This window comes from Paraburkholderia sp. RL17-337-BIB-A (genome assembly GCF_046025895.1).
Taxonomy (GTDB): Bacteria; Pseudomonadota; Gammaproteobacteria; order Burkholderiales; family Burkholderiaceae; genus Paraburkholderia; species Paraburkholderia fungorum_C.
On sequence record NZ_JARESY010000001.1, the window covers coordinates 3,538,385 to 3,554,807 of the forward strand.

The 16,423-nt window shown below is 62.8% G+C and carries 13 protein-coding genes; 7 read left to right on the forward strand and 6 right to left on the reverse strand.

All coding sequences use genetic code 11. The features are described from left to right. The first annotated feature begins 112 nt into the window (after window positions 1-112). From P0D84_RS15840 to P0D84_RS15855, 4 genes are all read left to right on the forward strand, one after another. Window positions 113-1,438 carry an efflux RND transporter periplasmic adaptor subunit gene (locus P0D84_RS15840; protein WP_408337854.1) on the forward strand — a complete coding sequence of 442 codons (1,326 nt, stop codon included), beginning with the start codon at window positions 113-115 and terminating at the stop codon, window positions 1,436-1,438. Between the two features lie 15 nt (window positions 1,439-1,453). Next, window positions 1,454-4,663 carry an efflux RND transporter permease subunit gene (locus P0D84_RS15845; protein WP_408337856.1) on the forward strand — a complete coding sequence of 1,070 codons (3,210 nt, stop codon included), beginning with the start codon at window positions 1,454-1,456 and terminating at the stop codon, window positions 4,661-4,663. A 236-nt stretch (window positions 4,664-4,899) separates the two neighbouring features. Beyond that, window positions 4,900-5,160, forward strand: coding sequence for a hypothetical protein (locus P0D84_RS15850; RefSeq protein ID WP_063495029.1), 261 nt, complete (start codon window positions 4,900-4,902; stop codon window positions 5,158-5,160). A 17-nt stretch (window positions 5,161-5,177) separates the two neighbouring features. Beyond that, window positions 5,178-6,290, forward strand: a complete 1,113-nt coding sequence (locus P0D84_RS15855) for a molecular chaperone DnaJ (protein WP_408337858.1) — start codon at window positions 5,178-5,180, stop codon at window positions 6,288-6,290. Between the two features lie 48 nt (window positions 6,291-6,338). On the opposite strand, the gene P0D84_RS15860 is transcribed toward P0D84_RS15855, so the two are convergent. From P0D84_RS15860 to P0D84_RS15885, 6 genes are all read right to left on the reverse strand, one after another. Next, window positions 6,339-7,490, reverse strand: coding sequence for a Gfo/Idh/MocA family protein (locus P0D84_RS15860; protein ID WP_408337860.1), 1,152 nt, complete (start codon window positions 7,488-7,490; stop codon window positions 6,339-6,341). A gap of 83 nt (window positions 7,491-7,573) precedes the next feature. Then, the gene (locus tag P0D84_RS15865) at window positions 7,574-8,623 is read right to left on the reverse strand and encodes a sugar phosphate isomerase/epimerase family protein (protein ID WP_408337862.1); all 1,050 of its coding nucleotides are present in this window, start codon (window positions 8,621-8,623) and stop codon (window positions 7,574-7,576) included. An 88-nt stretch (window positions 8,624-8,711) separates the two neighbouring features. Further along, window positions 8,712-9,674 carry a substrate-binding domain-containing protein gene (locus tag P0D84_RS15870; protein WP_408337864.1) on the reverse strand — a complete coding sequence of 321 codons (963 nt, stop codon included), beginning with the start codon at window positions 9,672-9,674 and terminating at the stop codon, window positions 8,712-8,714. A gap of 83 nt (window positions 9,675-9,757) precedes the next feature. Further along, complete coding sequence (locus P0D84_RS15875; protein WP_408337866.1) at window positions 9,758-10,771, reverse strand: ABC transporter permease; 1,014 nt, start codon at window positions 10,769-10,771, stop codon at window positions 9,758-9,760. Further along, window positions 10,752-12,239 (reverse strand): sugar ABC transporter ATP-binding protein, encoded by a 1,488-nt coding sequence (locus P0D84_RS15880; protein ID WP_408337868.1) that lies wholly within the window; start codon window positions 12,237-12,239, stop codon window positions 10,752-10,754. Before P0D84_RS15880 ends, P0D84_RS15875 begins: the two co-directional genes overlap by 20 nt. Window positions 12,240-12,242: 3 nt before the next feature. Then, window positions 12,243-13,259 carry a LacI family DNA-binding transcriptional regulator gene (locus P0D84_RS15885; protein ID WP_408339850.1) on the reverse strand — a complete coding sequence of 339 codons (1,017 nt, stop codon included), beginning with the start codon at window positions 13,257-13,259 and terminating at the stop codon, window positions 12,243-12,245. 378 nt (window positions 13,260-13,637) lie between these two features. Here P0D84_RS15885 and P0D84_RS15890 point away from each other — a divergent pair, with 378 nt between their 5' ends. The 3 genes from P0D84_RS15890 (at window position 13,638) to P0D84_RS15900 (ending at window position 16,313) form a co-directional block, all read left to right on the forward strand. After that, window positions 13,638-14,291, forward strand: coding sequence for a protein-L-isoaspartate O-methyltransferase family protein (locus P0D84_RS15890; protein ID WP_408337870.1), 654 nt, complete (start codon window positions 13,638-13,640; stop codon window positions 14,289-14,291). 80 nt (window positions 14,292-14,371) lie between these two features. Then, the gene (locus tag P0D84_RS15895) at window positions 14,372-14,695 is read left to right on the forward strand and encodes a rhodanese-like domain-containing protein (RefSeq protein ID WP_408337872.1); all 324 of its coding nucleotides are present in this window, start codon (window positions 14,372-14,374) and stop codon (window positions 14,693-14,695) included. A gap of 13 nt (window positions 14,696-14,708) precedes the next feature. Beyond that, window positions 14,709-16,313: a TolC family outer membrane protein gene (locus P0D84_RS15900; RefSeq protein ID WP_408337874.1), complete on the forward strand. Its 1,605-nt coding sequence runs from the start codon at window positions 14,709-14,711 to the stop codon at window positions 16,311-16,313. Window positions 16,314-16,423 lie beyond the last annotated feature (110 nt).

The following is a 16,423-nucleotide window of genomic DNA, read 5'->3' on the forward strand; positions in this document are numbered from 1 at the left end:
ACCCTCTCAATCAGCCGCGTTTGAGTCAACACACATGACCGCCGTCCGTTCACACCGATCGGGCGGCGTGCCGCCTGCAAGCTCCGTGTAACATGCTGACGGCCAGCTTGCGGTGAACGCGGGCTCAGGCTATTTGCCGATTCCGTGCGAGCGCGCGGCGCCTTTCTTCGAAGACGCCGCCGCGCATCGCCAGCCCGTGAAGTCCGTCAGACCGCGCATGCTCAAAACCAGAAAACGCATCATCGTCGCCGCCGCCGTGGTTATCGTGATCCTCGCCATCGCGATAGCGCAGGCCATCAGAAAACGCAGCGCGCCCGCCGCTGCCACGACCACGGTGTCTTCCATCGTCGAATTCGCGCCGGACGACCTCACCACGGTCAGCCGCCGCACGCTCTCCGAAACACTCCCACTGACCGGTTCGTTGCGCGCCGTGACGCAAGCCGCGGTCAAATCGAAAGTCGCCGGCTCGGCGCTCGAGGTCATGGTGCGCGAAGGCGATTCGGTCAAGACCGGCCAGATTCTCGCGAAGATCGACGCCCGCGACTACGTGGCCCGCGCCGAACAGACTCGCGGCCAGATGGCCGCCATGGCCGGCCAACTCGACATCGCTAAACAGACGCTCGACAACAACCGCGTGCTGGTCGAAAAAGGCTTCATTTCGAAAAACGCCTTCGACACCGCGCAAAGCCAGTTTGAAATCGCCCGCGCGAATCTCGATGCGGCGAAAGCGGCGCTGGCGTCGTCGAATCTGTCTTTGGCCGACACGGTCGTGCGCTCGCCGCTCGATGGACAGATCGCCTCACGCTCGGTCGAACCCGGCGAGAAAGTCGCCGTCGATACGAAACTGTTTGACGTGGTCGATCTACGCACACTCGAACTGGAAGCGCCGGTGCCGGTCGGCGAGATCGGCCGCGTGCGGATCGGCCAGCCGATCCAGATCGCTTTCGACGGTATCGACACAGCGGTACACGGCGCGATCACGCGCATCAACCCGGCCGCGCAAGCCGGCTCGCGTTCGATCATGGTGTATGTGCAGGTCGCCAACCCGTCAGGCACGCTGCGAGTCGGCATGTTCGGCACCGGCACGATTTCGGTGGGGAGCCGGCAGAACGTGCTGGTGGTCCCGGCTACCGCCATCCGCACGGACGGCATGCGCCGCAGCGTCTACGCGGTGGTCGACGGCAAGCTGGTCGAGCATCCGGTGCAGACCGGCGCGACCGGCGACGCCGACGGCGACACGTGGACCGAGATCGTCGGCGGGCCATTGGCGCTCGGCCAGCAGATCGTGAAGAACAATCTCGGCTCATTGCGGATCGGCAGCAGCGTGCATGTGGTGCAGCCTGACCAGCCGCAGCCAGCCCAACCCGGCCTGCCCGGACAGGCTGTCCCGCAAGCGGCCAGCGTGCCGGGCGCAAATAGCGCAAGCAGCGCACGCTGACCGGAGCCCTCGCCTATGTGGTTCACCCGCATCAGCATCGGCAACCCGGTGCTCGCCACGATGATGATGATGGCGTTCCTCGTCATCGGTCTGTTTTCCTATCAACGGCTCAAGGTCGACCAGTTTCCCGACATCACCTTTCCGATCGTGGTCGTGCAGACCGCGTATCCGGGTGCGTCGCCGGAATCGGTCGAATCGGACGTCACGCGCAAGATCGAGGAAGCGGTCAACACGATCAGCGGCATCGACGAAATCACCTCGCGTTCGTATGACGCGCAGTCGGTGGTGATCGTGCAGTTCGATTTGTCCGTGGATGCGGTGCAGGCCGCCCAGGACGTGCGCGACAAGATCGCGCTGATCCGCCCCGATCTGCGCGACGGCGTGAAGGACCCGCGCGTGCTGCGCTACGACCCGGCGGATATGCCGATCATCACGGTGGCCATCTCGAACGCGCCGGGTGCGTCGTTATCCACGCGCGATCTCACCACCGTCGCCGATCAGATCGTGCGCAAGCGGCTTGAAACCGTGCGTGGGGTCGGCTCGGTCTCACTGGTGGGCGGCGTGAAGCGGCAGGTGCAGATCGACATGAATCCGGAAAAGCTGCAAGCGCTTTCCGTCGGCGTCGATCAGGCGATCCGCGCGGTGCAGAATGAAAATCAGGAGATTCCGGCTGGACCGCTCACCTCGAGCAATGTCGAGCAAACCGTGCAGGTCAAAGGCCGTTTCGAGAAGCCGGACGACTTCAAACGCATCATCGTCGCGCGGCGCGGCGCACAGTCGGCGATTCCGACCGCCTCCTCCGCCACGCAGCCGGTCACGCTCGATCAGGTCGCCGACGTGGTGGACGGCCAGCAGGAACCGGATAGCATGGCCTTGCTGAACGGCCAGCGTGCGCTGTTCCTGTCGATCATCAAGGCCCAGGGCGAGAACACCGTGGACGTCGCGCACGGCGTGCGTGATGAAGTCGCCCGCTTGCAGCCGCAATTGCCGCCAGGCGTGCAACTCAGCATTACCGACGATTCGTCGATCAATATCGAAGACAGCGTCAACGAAGTGAAGCGCACCTTGCTCGAAGGCGCGCTGCTGACGGTGCTGATCGTGTTCCTGTTCCTCGGCTCATGGCGCAGCACGGTGATCACCGGCCTCACGCTGCCGATCGCGCTGATCGGCACCTTCGCGGTGATGTACGCGTGCGGCTTCACGATCAACGTGATCACGCTGATGGCGCTGTCGCTGTGCGTCGGCTTGCTGATCGACGATGCGATCGTGGTACGCGAGAACATCGTGCGGCACGTGCAGTTAGGCGCGGACCATCGCACTGCCGCGCTCGACGGCACCAGGGAAATCGCGCTCGCCGTGCTGGCGACCACCTTCTCGATCGTCGCGGTGTTTCTGCCGGTGGGCTTCATGGGCGGCATCATCGGCCGCTTTTTCCATCAGTTCGGCATTACGGTGGCCGCCGCCGTGCTGATCTCGATGTTCGTATCGTTCACGCTCGATCCGATGCTGTCCTCGATCTGGCCGGACCCCGATCTGCATGACGCGGACACGGGCCGCAAAGGCTATCGCTACGGACGCTTGATCGAACGTTCGCTGCATTTGTTCGACAAGCAGATCGACCGGCTCACCGCGTTCTATCAGCGCCTGCTCGGCTGGTCGCTGAGGCATCGCGCGCTCACGTTGGTCGTGGCGGCAGCCACGTTCTTCGGCAGTCTGTTTCTGGTGCCCTTCGTCGGCACCGAGTTCGTGCCGAATGCGGACTTCTCCGAAACGCAGATCGGGTTGAACACGCCCGTGGGCACCTCGCTCGAAGCCACCTCGGAAAAAGTGAAACAGGTGCAGGCGATTCTCGCCACCTACCCCGAAGTGCGCTTCAGTTACGCGACCGTCAACTCGGGCAACACACAAGGCAAAAACACCGCGCTGATTACCGTGCGCCTGAAAGACCGGCGCGACCGCACGCGCGGCATGGTCGAACTGAACCAGGTGTTTCGCGCGCGGCTCGCCTCGGTGGCGGGCGTGTCGATCACCGAAATCGGCGTGCCCGACGGCGCCGGCAGCACGAAGGCGATCCAGTTGAGCTTGCAGGGCGACAACATCGACGAACTGCGTCGGCTTGCGGATGCGGCTCAAGCGCGGATGGCAAAGATTCCGGGCCTCGTCGACCTCGATTCGAGCCTTAAGGCGGATAAGCCGATTGTCGCGATCAACGTGAAACGTGAACTGGCGTCCGACCTCGGCGTCGGCGTGGCCGATATCGGCACCGCCTTGCGGCCGCTGCTCTCCGGCGACGCCATCAGCACATGGCGCGCGCCCGACGACCAGGACTACGACGTCAGCGTGCGCTTGCCGCGCGCGCAGCGCCAGGACGTCGACGATCTGGCGAAGCTGATGATCGCCACCAACCGCACCGATGCAAACGGCGCGCCGGTGCTGGTGCCGCTGCGGCAGATCGCGGATATCGTCCAGACGAACGGGCCCGATGTGTTGAACCGGCGCGATCTGCAACGCGAGGTGATGTTGTCGGCGAACGTGAATGGCCGCTCGCCCGGCGAAGTGGCCTCGGACGTCGCGAAGGCGCTCGACGCGATGCATCTGCCCGCGGGCTACCACTATCGCTTCGAAGGCTCGACCAAGAGCATGAACGAGTCGTTCGTGTACGCGGTGGAGGCGTTGGCGCTGGCGGTGATTTTCATCTACATGATTCTTGCGTCGCAATTTGCCAGCTTCGCGCAGCCGCTTGCGATCATGGCGTCGCTACCGCTTACCTTGATCGGCGTGCTGATTGCGCTGCTGCTGTTCGGCAGTACGTTAAACATGTTTTCGATCATCGGCTTTGTGATGCTGATGGGTCTTGTCACGAAGAACGCGATTTTGCTGATCGACTTCGCGAATCAGGCACGGCGCGGCACGTTGCTCGACGCGTCGGGCAAGGGTCGCATGATGGAGCGGCGTGAAGCGCTGCTCGAAGCGGCGCGCGTGCGTCTGCGGCCAATTCTGATGACCACGCTGGCGATGATCTTCGGCATGCTGCCGCTGGCCGCGGCGCTGGGTGAAGGCGGCGAACAGCGTGGCCCGCTCGGGCAGACGGTGATCGGCGGGGTGATTACGTCGTCGATTCTGACGTTGGTGGTGGTGCCGGTGGTTTATACGGTGCTGGAGGATTGGGGGGATTGGGTGCGACGGAAGTTCAGCAAAGGCAGAACCGCCACACTGGAGCAATAGCCGCGATTGGTCACGCGGACGCCGCACGCTTGTTCAGGAATTCTCTTTTTAAGAAACGAATCGCCAAGGCGCGGCATGGTTTACTCATGTCGGATTTTTTATTGATGTACGAAAAAATCGTACATGAGCCAAAAATCGTACAAACTTTCGGCTTACTACACGGCAAGCGCCGACAGCCGAGCGGCGCGGCGGATTGCTGCTAAAGTGCATACCTTCAATTCGCCGTTTCCCACATCATGCGCACCACTCGAGCTATCCACGCCGTCGAACGGCTGAAAACCCGCAGCGGCAATCCGCAATTCGCGGCGATCAGCCTGTCCGGCGGGCTGTTTTATCTGGTCGACAAATCGAGCGGCACGGACAAGAAAGTCTCCGATCCGCTGACGCTCGACGACTTCGTCAAGTTCGTCGACGGTTTTGGACCGCCCAAGCCGCGCAAGGCAAGCAAGCTCGATATTGCGTTTGAAGAGCAGATCAGGAAGAGCAAAGGCAGCTAGGCGGCCTGGCATTCGATTTGCCCACCCAATTTATCCGCTCCATGACCAGGACAAGCGCCAAATCCGTCAGCATCGCGCCGGAACACAACAAGTCTGCACTGTCGAAAGGGCAGAAAGCGTTCAACACACTAATCAAACAGATTGAAAAGCGGCGTGCCAGTTTGACCGCATGGGAGGAATTCGCGCCGGTTTTCCACCAAAAATACGTGAATGAACTGCTGCCGCTGACGCAGAAGATGCAACATTTGCGTGCGCGGATGGCACACCTTCTGGACGAGCAGAGCAACCAGAAACGTATCACGCAGACCGAGCGGCGCACCCTTTCAGCGGTGATTGTCGACCTGGCGGCAAGGTGTCTCGGGGAAGAAGATAGCGACGAGTTGAAAACGCTATACAACCGGCACAGCGGGTCCAATTACGACGCCGTCAGAGCGTCCGAGTTGGACGAAATGAAATCGATGCTGGAGACAGTACTAGGCGTCGAGCTAGACGACATCGACATGAACTCGCCCGATGAAGTTCTCGATCGCCTGCAGGCGCATATTGAACAGGACGAAGCCGCGCAAGCGGCGGAGCATCAGGCGCACCAGGCGCAAAGCGCCCCGAAAAAGAAGACGGCGAAGCAGATCGCGGCCGAAACGCGCCGCGAGGAAGAAGAAGCGCAACTGAGCCGCTCGATCCGCGAGGTGTATCGGAAGCTGGCCAGCGCGTTGCATCCCGATCGCGAAAACGATCCAGAGGAACGCAAACGGAAAACCGCGCTGATGCAGCGAGTCAACGAGGCCTACAGCAAGAATAACCTGCTGCGTTTGCTTGAATTGCAGTTGGAACTGGAGCACATCGATCAGAACGCGATCGATAACCTTAGCGAAGACCGGCTCAAGCATTACAACAAGATATTGAGGGAGCAAGTAGGCGAACTCGACGACGAAATCATGTTTGTCGAAATGGCGTTCAAGGAACGGTACGGGCTCGACCCGATGGCCTCCATCACGCCGAAGAAGGTCGTGTACGGGCTGACAGAGGACGTTTTTATGCTACAGGAACAGATCAGGTCGCTCGAGTACGATCTGGTGGAGTTCCTGGACCTGGGCGCGCTCAAGGCGTGGTTAAAGATCAGGCGGCGTTAAACTGAAAGACTTTTTCCGCTTCCCGGCGTGCGCGTCACGTATTCGAGGTCAAGCGGGTTTTATCTCCCGCCACTGCCCGTCCGCCGCGCTGCTTGCCAACACTGCATCAATGAAGCGCAGGCCGGCCACACCGTCGTCCACCGTTGTTAGCAGCAAGCTTTCGGTGGGCAATGCGCGGCCCGCATCCAACGCCTCGATCTGCAACGCCGCATCTTTGTACAACTGCGCAAACGCTTCCAGATAACCTTCAGGATGTCCCGCTGGCACGCGCGTCGCGTGTGCGGCGATCGTGCTTTTAATTCGTCCTCGCGTCAGGCGCTCAGCCGAACCACCTAACGGCGTGAACCACAATTCGTTGGGATTCTCCTGATCGAAACACAAACCGGCCTTGGTGCCATATACCCGCAGACGCAGCGCATTCTCCGCGCCGCTCGCCACCTGGCTCGCCCACAGCATGCCGCGCGCACCGTTCGGATAGCGCAGCATCGCCTGCACGTGATCGTCGATACGGCGTCCCGGCACGAACGTATGCAACTCCGCCGATAGCGACGACGGTGTCATCCCCGTGATGAAGGCAGCCAGGTGATACGCATGCGTGCCGATATCGCCGAGACAGCCGGCGGGACCTGCCAAAGAAGGATCCGTGCGCCACCCTGCCTGTTTGTTCGTGCCGCTCGTTTCTATCGGCTCCGCGAGCCAGTCTTGCGCGTATTCGACTTGCACCACGCGTATTTCGCCAAGCTCACCTTTCTCCACAAGCTCACGAGCATGGCGCACCAACGGATAGCCGGAATACGTATGCGTCAACGCGAACAGCTTGTTCTTCTCGCGAGCGAGCTTCGCCAGCGCTTCGCCTTCCGCCAACGAAATCGCCAGCGGCTTGTCGCACACCACATGGATACCCGCTTCGAGAAAAGCCGTCGCCACCGGCGCATGCAGATGATTCGGCGTAACGATCGCGACCGCGTCGATACCGTCGTCGCGAGCCGCTTCAACGCGCGCCATCTCGCGCCAGTCTGTATAGCTGCGCGCGATACCGGCCTCGGCGGCGCTCGCTTGCGCGCGCTGCGGATCGGATGACAACGCGCCCGCTACCAGTTCGAACCGATCGTCGAGCCGCGCCGCGATCCGGTGCACCGCGCCGATAAACGCGCCCTGCCCGCCGCCGACCATGCCGAGCCTGAGTCTTTTTTGTGGCATTGCTCTCACTCCTTGATGGTCTGCTTCAGCCGCGTCACGGCCGCTGCACAAATAACTCGCGGACAACTCCCGTGAGCACGCAGTCAAATGCCAAGCACGCGCTTCAACTGCGCCGCATCCACGCCACTGCCCGCGAAGTCATCGAACGCATGTTCGGCCACCCGAATGATGTGCCGGCGAATAAACTCCGCGCCTTCACGCGCGCCGTCCTGCGGATGCTTCAGCGCGCACTCCCATTCCAGCACCGCCCAGCCGGGGAAATCGTATTGCGCCATCTTCGAGAAGATCGCGCCGAAATCGATCTGCCCGTCACCCAGCGACCGGAAACGCCCCGCCCGTTCGACCCAGCCGCTATAGCCGCCATACACACCCTGCTTGCCGTTCGGCCGAAACTCCGCGTCCTTCACATGAAATGCCTTGATGCGCTCATGATAGATGTCGATGAACGCGAGGTAGTCGAGTTGCTGCAAGACGAAATGGCTCGGGTCGTAGAGGATATTCGCGCGCGGATGCTGCTTGAGCGCATGTAGAAAGCGCTCGAAGGTCACGCCGTCGTGCAGGTCCTCGCCCGGATGCAGTTCGTAGCACACGTCGACACCGGCTTGGTCGAACGCATCGAGAATCGGCGTCCAGCGGCGCGCGAGTTCATCGAAGGCGGCTTCGACCAAACCCGCCGGACGCTGCGGCCAAGGATAGAGATAAGGCCACGCCAGCGCGCCGGAAAACGACACGTGCGTAGTCAGCCCCAGACGTTGCGACGCCTGCGCCGCCAGCTTCATCTGATCGACCGCCCACTGCGTGCGCAGAGCGGGATTGCCGCGCACATGCGGTGCTGCAAAGCCGTCGAACAACGTGTCATAAGCCGGATGCACGGCCACCAGTTGCCCTTGCAGATGCGTCGACAGTTCGGTGATCGTCACACCCGCATCGTCCGCGATTTCACGCAACTCGTCGCAATAGGTCTGACTCGCCGCCGCCTGTTCGAGATCGATCAGGCGCGTATCGCACGGCACCTGGATTCCCTTGAAGCCGAGACTCGCGGCCCAGCCCGCCAGGTGCGCGAGGTTGTCGAACGGCACCTCGTCGCCCATGAACTGGGCCAGAAAAATCGCCGGCCCTTTGATGGTTTTCATCGTACGGTTCCTCGAAGTAGGGCGCGCCTGTCATGCCTCTGCGGCAAACCACGGCAAGCGCGCGCGGCATACCCAGGATCATCCAGAATCAGAACGGCGAGTCAGGAAAATAAAACTGCTGCGCGTTTTCCTTCGTGATCAGCACCGACGGAATGATCGTGGTGGGCGGTAGCTTCTCGCCCTTCAGGCGAGCTTCGGCGGTGAGCTTGATGGCGTCGTAGATGAATTTTGGCGAGTACGACACGTCGGCCTTGATCATCGGCGCGCCGTCCATCACGTTCTTCACCATGCCCTTCGAACCCGCGCCGCCGAACACGATCTTGATGTCGGTGCGCTTGGCCTGCTCGATCGCCTTGATGACACCCACGGCCATGTCGTCGTCGGCGGCCCAGACCGCGTCGATATGCTTGAAGCGCGTGAGGTAATCCTGCATCACCTTGAACGCGTCGTCGCGATTCCAGTTCGCGTACTTGCCGTCGAGAATCTTCATTTCGGGATAGTTCTTGATCACGTTCGTGAACGCGGTCCAGCGTTCGTTGTCGAGGGTGGTCGGAATGCCACGCAACGCTACGATGTTGCCTTTGCCGCCAAGCGCCTTCGCCAAATACTCGGCGGGAATCTTGCCGAACGCGGTGTTGTCGCCGGCAACATAGGCGTCCTGTGCGCTGGTGTCGGTCAGGCCGCGATCCACCACCGTCACATATACGCCCTTCTTCTTCACCTGCGCGACCGGCTGCGTGAGCGAGGCCGATTCGAACGGGAAAATCACCAGCGCGTTGATCTTGTTCACCGTCACCAGATCCTGCAACTGGTTCGCCTGTTCGGGCGCGCCGGCTGCGGTTTTCACGATCACTTTCAGATCGGGATGGGCTTTCTCCAGATCGGTTTTCGCCTTGTTCGCCCACCAGACGATACCGCCCGTGAAGCCATGGTCGGCTGTCGGAATCGCGACGCCCAGCGTGACTTTTTCATCGGCACGCGCGACGCCTGCCGTGCCCAGTATCCCCAACGCCAGCATGCCGGCGCCGACTGCTCGAATGACCTGCTTCATGGTTGTGTCTCCGATTGTGAGGCGTTCATGCGCCCCGATTCTGGAACTTGCCGTTCTATTCCTTGAAGCTCAACGCCCACTGCCTACCGCCGTCCGCGCTGCACGAACGCGACGAAGATAATCACAACGCCCTGCACCGCCGCGTTCAGATACACGCTGATGATGCTGGTCAGATTCAGAATATTGGCGATCACCGAAAGCAGAATCGCGCCGATCACCGTGCCGACCACGCGCCCTTCGCCACCCTTCAGCGCGGTGCCGCCCACCACCACCGACGCAATCGCCTCAAGCTCCCAAAGCAAGCCTGTGGTCGGCGTCGCCGAGCCGAGCCGCGGCACGTACAGCACCGTGGCGACGCCGACGCAGATGCCCAGCAGCACGTACGTGACGATCTTCACCGTATCGACACGAATGGCCGCGTAGCGCGCCACCTGTTCGTTGGAGCCAATCGCCTGCACATGGCGGCCGAACGCCGTGCGATTGAGAATCAAAGCACCGCCCGCCGCGACGACCAGGAACACCCAGATCGGGACCGGCACGCCGAACAAGCTCGCGTAGTAAACCGGCCCGTACAAGTCCGACAGCGAGTTATCCAGCGTCAGCGCGCCGCCATCCGCGAGCCACGTCAGCACCGCGCGAAAAATCCCCAACGTGCCCAGCGTGACGATGAACGGCTCGATGCGTCCTTTGGTAATCAACAGGCCGTGCGCACAGCCGAACAAACCGCCGAGCACCAGCGCGAACCCAATGCCGAGCGTCAGAATCAGCATGGGCGCGAACGTATGGCCGCCGACGCCCGCCGCGAGTCCGTTCATCAACCAGATCATGCTGCCGGCGATTAGCGCCGCCATCGATCCGACCGACAGATCGATGCCACCCGAAATGATCACGAACGTCATGCCGACCGCGATGATGCCGATGAACGACGTACGCGTGAGCACGTTCATCATGTTGTCGAGCGTCGCGAAATCGCGGTTGAGCAGCGTGCCGACGATGCACAGCACGATCAGCCCAACCAGCGGCCCGAGCGCGTACAGCCGATGCGCGAAGCGCAACGCCCGGCCGGATTGCACGGCTTCAGTGGGTGCCGGTCGCATGGGCGATCAACTCCTCTTCGGTCAGATGCTCGAGCGTGAGCGTCGCTTGCAGACGTCCCGCGCGCATCACGGCGACGCGATGACACAAGCCGATCAGCTCGATCAGTTCGGATGAAATGACGATCACCGCGCGGCCTTGCGCGGCGAGACGATGGATCAGGAAATAGATGTCGCGTTTCGCGCCGACATCGACGCCGCGAGTGGGCTCGTCGAGCACGATCACGTTCGGCTCGGGCTGCAGGAACTTGGCGAGCGCGAGCTTCTGCTGATTGCCGCCGGAAAGCATGCGCGCGCGGCTCGACAGATCGCCCGTGCGGATGCCGAAGTCGCTCACCGCTTTGGTCAACGCCACACGCCCCGCTTTCAGGTCGAGCAGCGGATGCGCGTAGCGTTCCAGCGTCATCAGCGTGACGTTGTCCTGCAGGCTTAGATTCACATGCAGGCCCTTGCCTTTGCGGTCCTCGCTCAGATACGTGAGGCCGTGGCGCATGGCGTCGCGCGGGTTCTTCAGATCGGCGCGGCGGCCCGCGATTTCGATGCGTGCCGCCGTGCGTTTGCGCAACCCGATGATCGCTTCGAACGCTTCGGTGCGACCGGCGCCGACGAGGCCAGCGAAACCCAGTACTTCGCCGGCGCGCACCTCGAAGCTCAGATCCTCGACCCAGTTCGGCACGGCGAGGCCATTCACGCTCAACGCGATCGGCGCGTCGGCGGGCACCGTGATCTTGTCGGGGAACATATCGGACACGTCGCGCCCGACCATCAGATTCGCCATTTGCTGCCGCGCGAGCCCCGCGGTTTCGCTGCGCGCGACAAAGCGGCCGTCGCGCATCACGATCACTTCGTCCGTGATGCGCTCGACTTCATCGAGCTTGTGCGAGATGTAGACGATGGTCACGCCATCGGCCTTCAGCTTCGCCATCAACGTGAAGAGGCGCTCCGTCTCGGACGGCGTGAGCGTGGCGGTGGGTTCGTCCATGATCAGCAAACGCGCGCGGCGCGACAACGCCTTGGCGATCTCCACCATCTGCTTTTCCGCGACGATCAACTCGCGCACTTTCGTATCCGGCGCTTTCTCCAGGCCGACCTGCGCGAGGTAGCGCGCGGCATCGGCGCGCATTGCGGCATCGTCGACGAACCAGCCGCGCTTTTTTTCATGGCCGAGATACATGTTCTGCGCGATCGTCAGATGCTCGGCGAGATTGAACTCCTGGTGAATCAGCACGATGCCGGCCGCTTCCGCGTCGCGTGAACCGATGAACTGCTGCGCGTGGCCGTCGACCAGCAAGGTGCCCGAGGTCGCCGTTTCGTAGCCGGCGAGAATCTTCATCAGTGTCGATTTGCCGGCGCCGTTCTCGCCGAGCAAACCGTAGATGCGCCCCGGCGCGAGTTCGAAGCTCACGCCATGCAGCACACGCACCGGGCCGAAGTCTTTGCGAATATCGTCGAAGCGGATGGTGAGGCTCATGGCTCAAGCGCTCCTGCGGATCACGAGCCGATGGGGCAACAGCACGCCCGGCACGTTTGCCAACGGATTCGCGAGCCGTTGCAACAGCAGGCGCGCGGCGGTTTCACCGAGTTCGCGCATCGGCTGTCCGATGGTGGTGAGCGGTGGATCGATTTGCGCGGCGAGCGAAATATCGTCGAAGCCGACCACCGCGACGTCCTCCGGCACGCGCTTGCCGACGCTGCGCAAGCCGTGGATCACTCCGATCGCCAGCGTATCGGAGACCGCGAAAATCGCGCCCGGCGCGTCAGGCTGCTGCATCAGCAAGGCCGCCGCCGATGCGCCCGCTTCGTAGTCGAGACTGTTCAGGTTCATGCGCCAACGCCCATCCGGCGTGATGCCGGCTTCAGTCAACGCGTCCAGATAGCCTTGCTGGCGCTGCCGTGCGTACAGGTAGTCGACATCGGAATTGATCAGCCCGATGCGCCGATGGCCGCGCGCGAGCAGATGCCGCACCGCGTCGCCCGCCGCCCGATAGTTGTCGATGCCGACGTACGGCACGCCCATCGCCGGATCGAACTCGCAGCATGCGACCCACGGCAGCGCGCTCGATGTCTCGCCGAGCGCCTGCTGGATCGTGGCCGGATCGAGACAGATCGCGCCGTCCGCGCGGCGGCGGCGCAGCAGATCGAAGTAGCTGCGCTCACGGCCCGGATCGGCGCCCGTGTCGCAGAGCAGCATGAAATAGCCGTGCTGGCGCGCGACGCTGTCGATGCCGCGCACGATCTCCGCGTAGAAAGGGTTGCCGACGTCGGGCACCATCGTCAGCAGCAGGCGGCTTTCGGCGGTGCGCAGGTTGCGCGCGAGTTCGTTGACGCGATAGCCGCTGGCGTCGACCACCGCCAGGACCTTGTCGCGGGTGGCGGGGCGCACGTTCTCGTGGCCGTTCAGCACACGCGACACGGTCGCCACCGAGACGCCCGCCTGCTGCGCCACCTGAGCGATCGAAAGCCCCTCGGCAGGCCGCAACGCCTGAACCACAGGCTGCGCACCCGCCTTCGACGACGTTGGGAGGGCCGGTTCGGACAACGACTTGGACAAGTGAATGCGCCTTGAAAATGTAATCGATTACATTTTTGGGCGATCGCGACGGGAATCGCAAGGACGGATCGCTAGGGATTAACACGGAGGCGAAGCGGCGCGGGAAGGGCCGCGCCAGGCTGCGCGCCAGCCGCGCACTGCCCTCGACGGCCTGGGTTCGCGCCGTCATTTGGTACAATCCCGCAGTTACCCTGCCGCGCCCTGCGAACCGAGTTGTGTCCGGGCGATAGCCCCCGAGTCGCATCCCGAACCCGCCGGCCAGTGGCAAAAAACGCACACTCAATCGCAAACTCGCCAAACCTCACTGCCGAACCCACCATGAACATCGAGCAAGCGCGTTTCAACATGATCGAACAGCAGATCCGCCCCTGGGAAGTGCTCGACCAGGACGTGCTGAATCTGCTCTCGATCGTCAAGCGTGAAAACTTCGTCCCCGCCGTCTACCGCGATCTGGCCTTCGTCGACTTCGAAGTGCCGCTGCCGGCTGGCCAGCACATGCTGGCGCCGCGCGTCGAAGCGCGCGTGCTGCAGGAACTGGCGGTGAAGAAACACGAAAGCGTGCTCGAAATCGGCGCTGGCTCGGGTTACATGGCGGCCCTGCTCGCGCACCGCGCGCAGCACGTGCTGACGGTCGACATCGAACCGGAACTGGCTGAACTGGCGAAGAGCAACCTGATCGCCAACGGCGTGCTGAACGCCGAAGTCGCCACGGGCGACGCCTCGCGGGGCTGGGCCAACGCCGCACCGTACGACGTGATCTGCGTATCGGGCGGGCTGCCGGTGCTGCCGCAGGAAATCCTCGAACACCTGAAGATCGGCGGCCGTCTGGCGGCCTTTGTCGGCACCGCGCCGGTCATGAAGGCGCAGATCATCACGCGTATCGACGAAAAGCAATACCGTATCGCCGACGTGTTCGAGACGTACGTCGAGCCGCTGATCAACGCTGTGCAGCCGCCGCGCTTCAAGTTTTAAATCGCACCGCCACACGTTTCGTTTGCACGTTTATCTGTACGGCCGGCACGCCGCCGTCCGCTGAACTGGATGTCCTGCTGATGCAAAATCTGACTGCTCCCGCGCTCGCCGAATGGCTCGCCGACACATCGCGCCCCGCGCCCGTGCTGCTCGACGTGCGCGAACCGTGGGAAATCCAGACGGCGTCGATCGCCGGCACCGTGTCGATTCCGATGCGTGAAATTCCGGCGCGCAGCGAAGAGCTCGACGACGACGCGCAAATCGTCTGCGTCTGCCACCACGGCGCGCGCAGCGCCCAGGTCGCGATGTTCCTCGAATCGCGCGGCCACACCAGCGTGTTCAATCTGCAAGGCGGGATCGACGCGTGGTCGCGTCAGGTCGATCCTTCCGTTCCCACCTATTGATCGAACGTTCACGATGACGCGCCAGCGGGTGCCGGTCCGCGCGGCCGCTCCGGCGCTTCATCGTGTATTTCATGGCGCGTTCCGTGGTGGTCGTGTCTGCGCATCTGTTGCCGCACTCGCGGCGCTGATCCCGCTGCCGGCCCAGGCGGTCGGCCTCTCCCAGCTTTACGACGAAGCCCTCTCGAACGACTCGCAGCTGCAAAGCGCGCGCGCCTCGCTCGCCGCCAACAGCGAAGAGCTGCCGCTCGCCCGCGCCAAACTGCTGCCGCAAGTCTCCGCATCGCTCACCGCGAACCGTCAGAACACTGATTTCGGTGGCGGCTTTCCTGCTTCCTACGGCAACAGCAACGGTTACGTGATTTCGCTTACGCAGCCGCTGATTCATGTCGACAGCTGGTATGGCTATGCGCAGGGCAAGCTCGCGGTGGATTCGGCGCAGGCTTCGTTCGCACAGGCGCGCCAGGATCTCATCGTGCGGCTCGGTCAGGCTTACTTCGATGCGCTCTCCGCACAGGACAGCCTTGCGATTGCGCGTTCGCAGAAAGCATCGATCGCGCAGCAGCTCGAGTCGGCCAGGCGCTCATTCGAAGTCGGCAATACGACGATCACCGATACCAACGAAGCCCAGGCTAAATACGATCAGGCGATCTCGCAGGAAATTGCAGCGCAGAACGATCTTGCGATGAAGCTGGCGGCGTTACAGCAGATCGTCGGGCACCCCGTCGAGCATGTGGATGGACTGGCCGCCGGCGCGCCGCTGCCACCACCTGTGCCCGCCGACATCAATCTATGGGTCGACGCCGCGAGCGACGCGAACTATCAGGTCGTGCTGAAGCAGATCGCGCTCGATAACGCGCAACGCGAGACGTCGAAAGCCAAGGCCGGCCATCTGCCGACCGTCGACCTGGTGGCGAGCCGCTCGCGCAGCAGTCTCGGCGCGGCCGGTGCGGGTAACTTCGGCGGCAATTTCGGTGGCGGCTTCGGCAGCGGCGCGAATACGCCGGCACCCGGCACGCCGGCGCTCGCCGCGGAACTGGGCAACCTGGGGTCGTCGTACACGAACAGCACGATTGGCGTGCAGATCACGATTCCGATCTTTGCGGGCGGCGCGACACAAAGCCGTGTACGTCAGACACTTGCGCTGGAAGATCAGGCCGCGGCCGATCTCGATACGGCTCGGCGCAATGCCGCGCTGTCGGCGCGGCAGGCTTTTCTCGGCGTGGTGAGTGGGCTCGCACAGGTCCGCGCGCTGCAGACCGCCGAGCGATCGGCGAACACCTCGCTCGAATCGAACCTGCTCGGCTATCAGGTCGGCGTGCGGATCAATATCGACGTGCTCAATGCACAGGATCAACTGTTTTCGGCACGCCGCGATCTGGCTAAGGCGCGTTATGACACGCTGATCAATAGCCTCAAGCTGAAGGCTTCCACCGCGAATCTCACCGATCAGGATGTGCTGCAGTTGAGCGCGCTGCTGTCGCCGGTCGACGATGGTTCGCTGACCGCGCTGCCGCAAGCGCCGACGGTGCCGCATCCGGGCGTCGCCGCGAAAGGCGCTGCAGGGAAGGCCGGGCGGCGGGCTATGCCGGGCACGTTGGCGCCTCCACAGGCTCAGTAGTCTCCGCAGGCTCGGTAGTATTTCGCTTACTGCTTTTCCTTTCCAAACGCTCCTGCTGGATTCGATCGGCTGTTTCCGTCAGCTGTTCGCGCGCTTTCGAAGCTCCACCA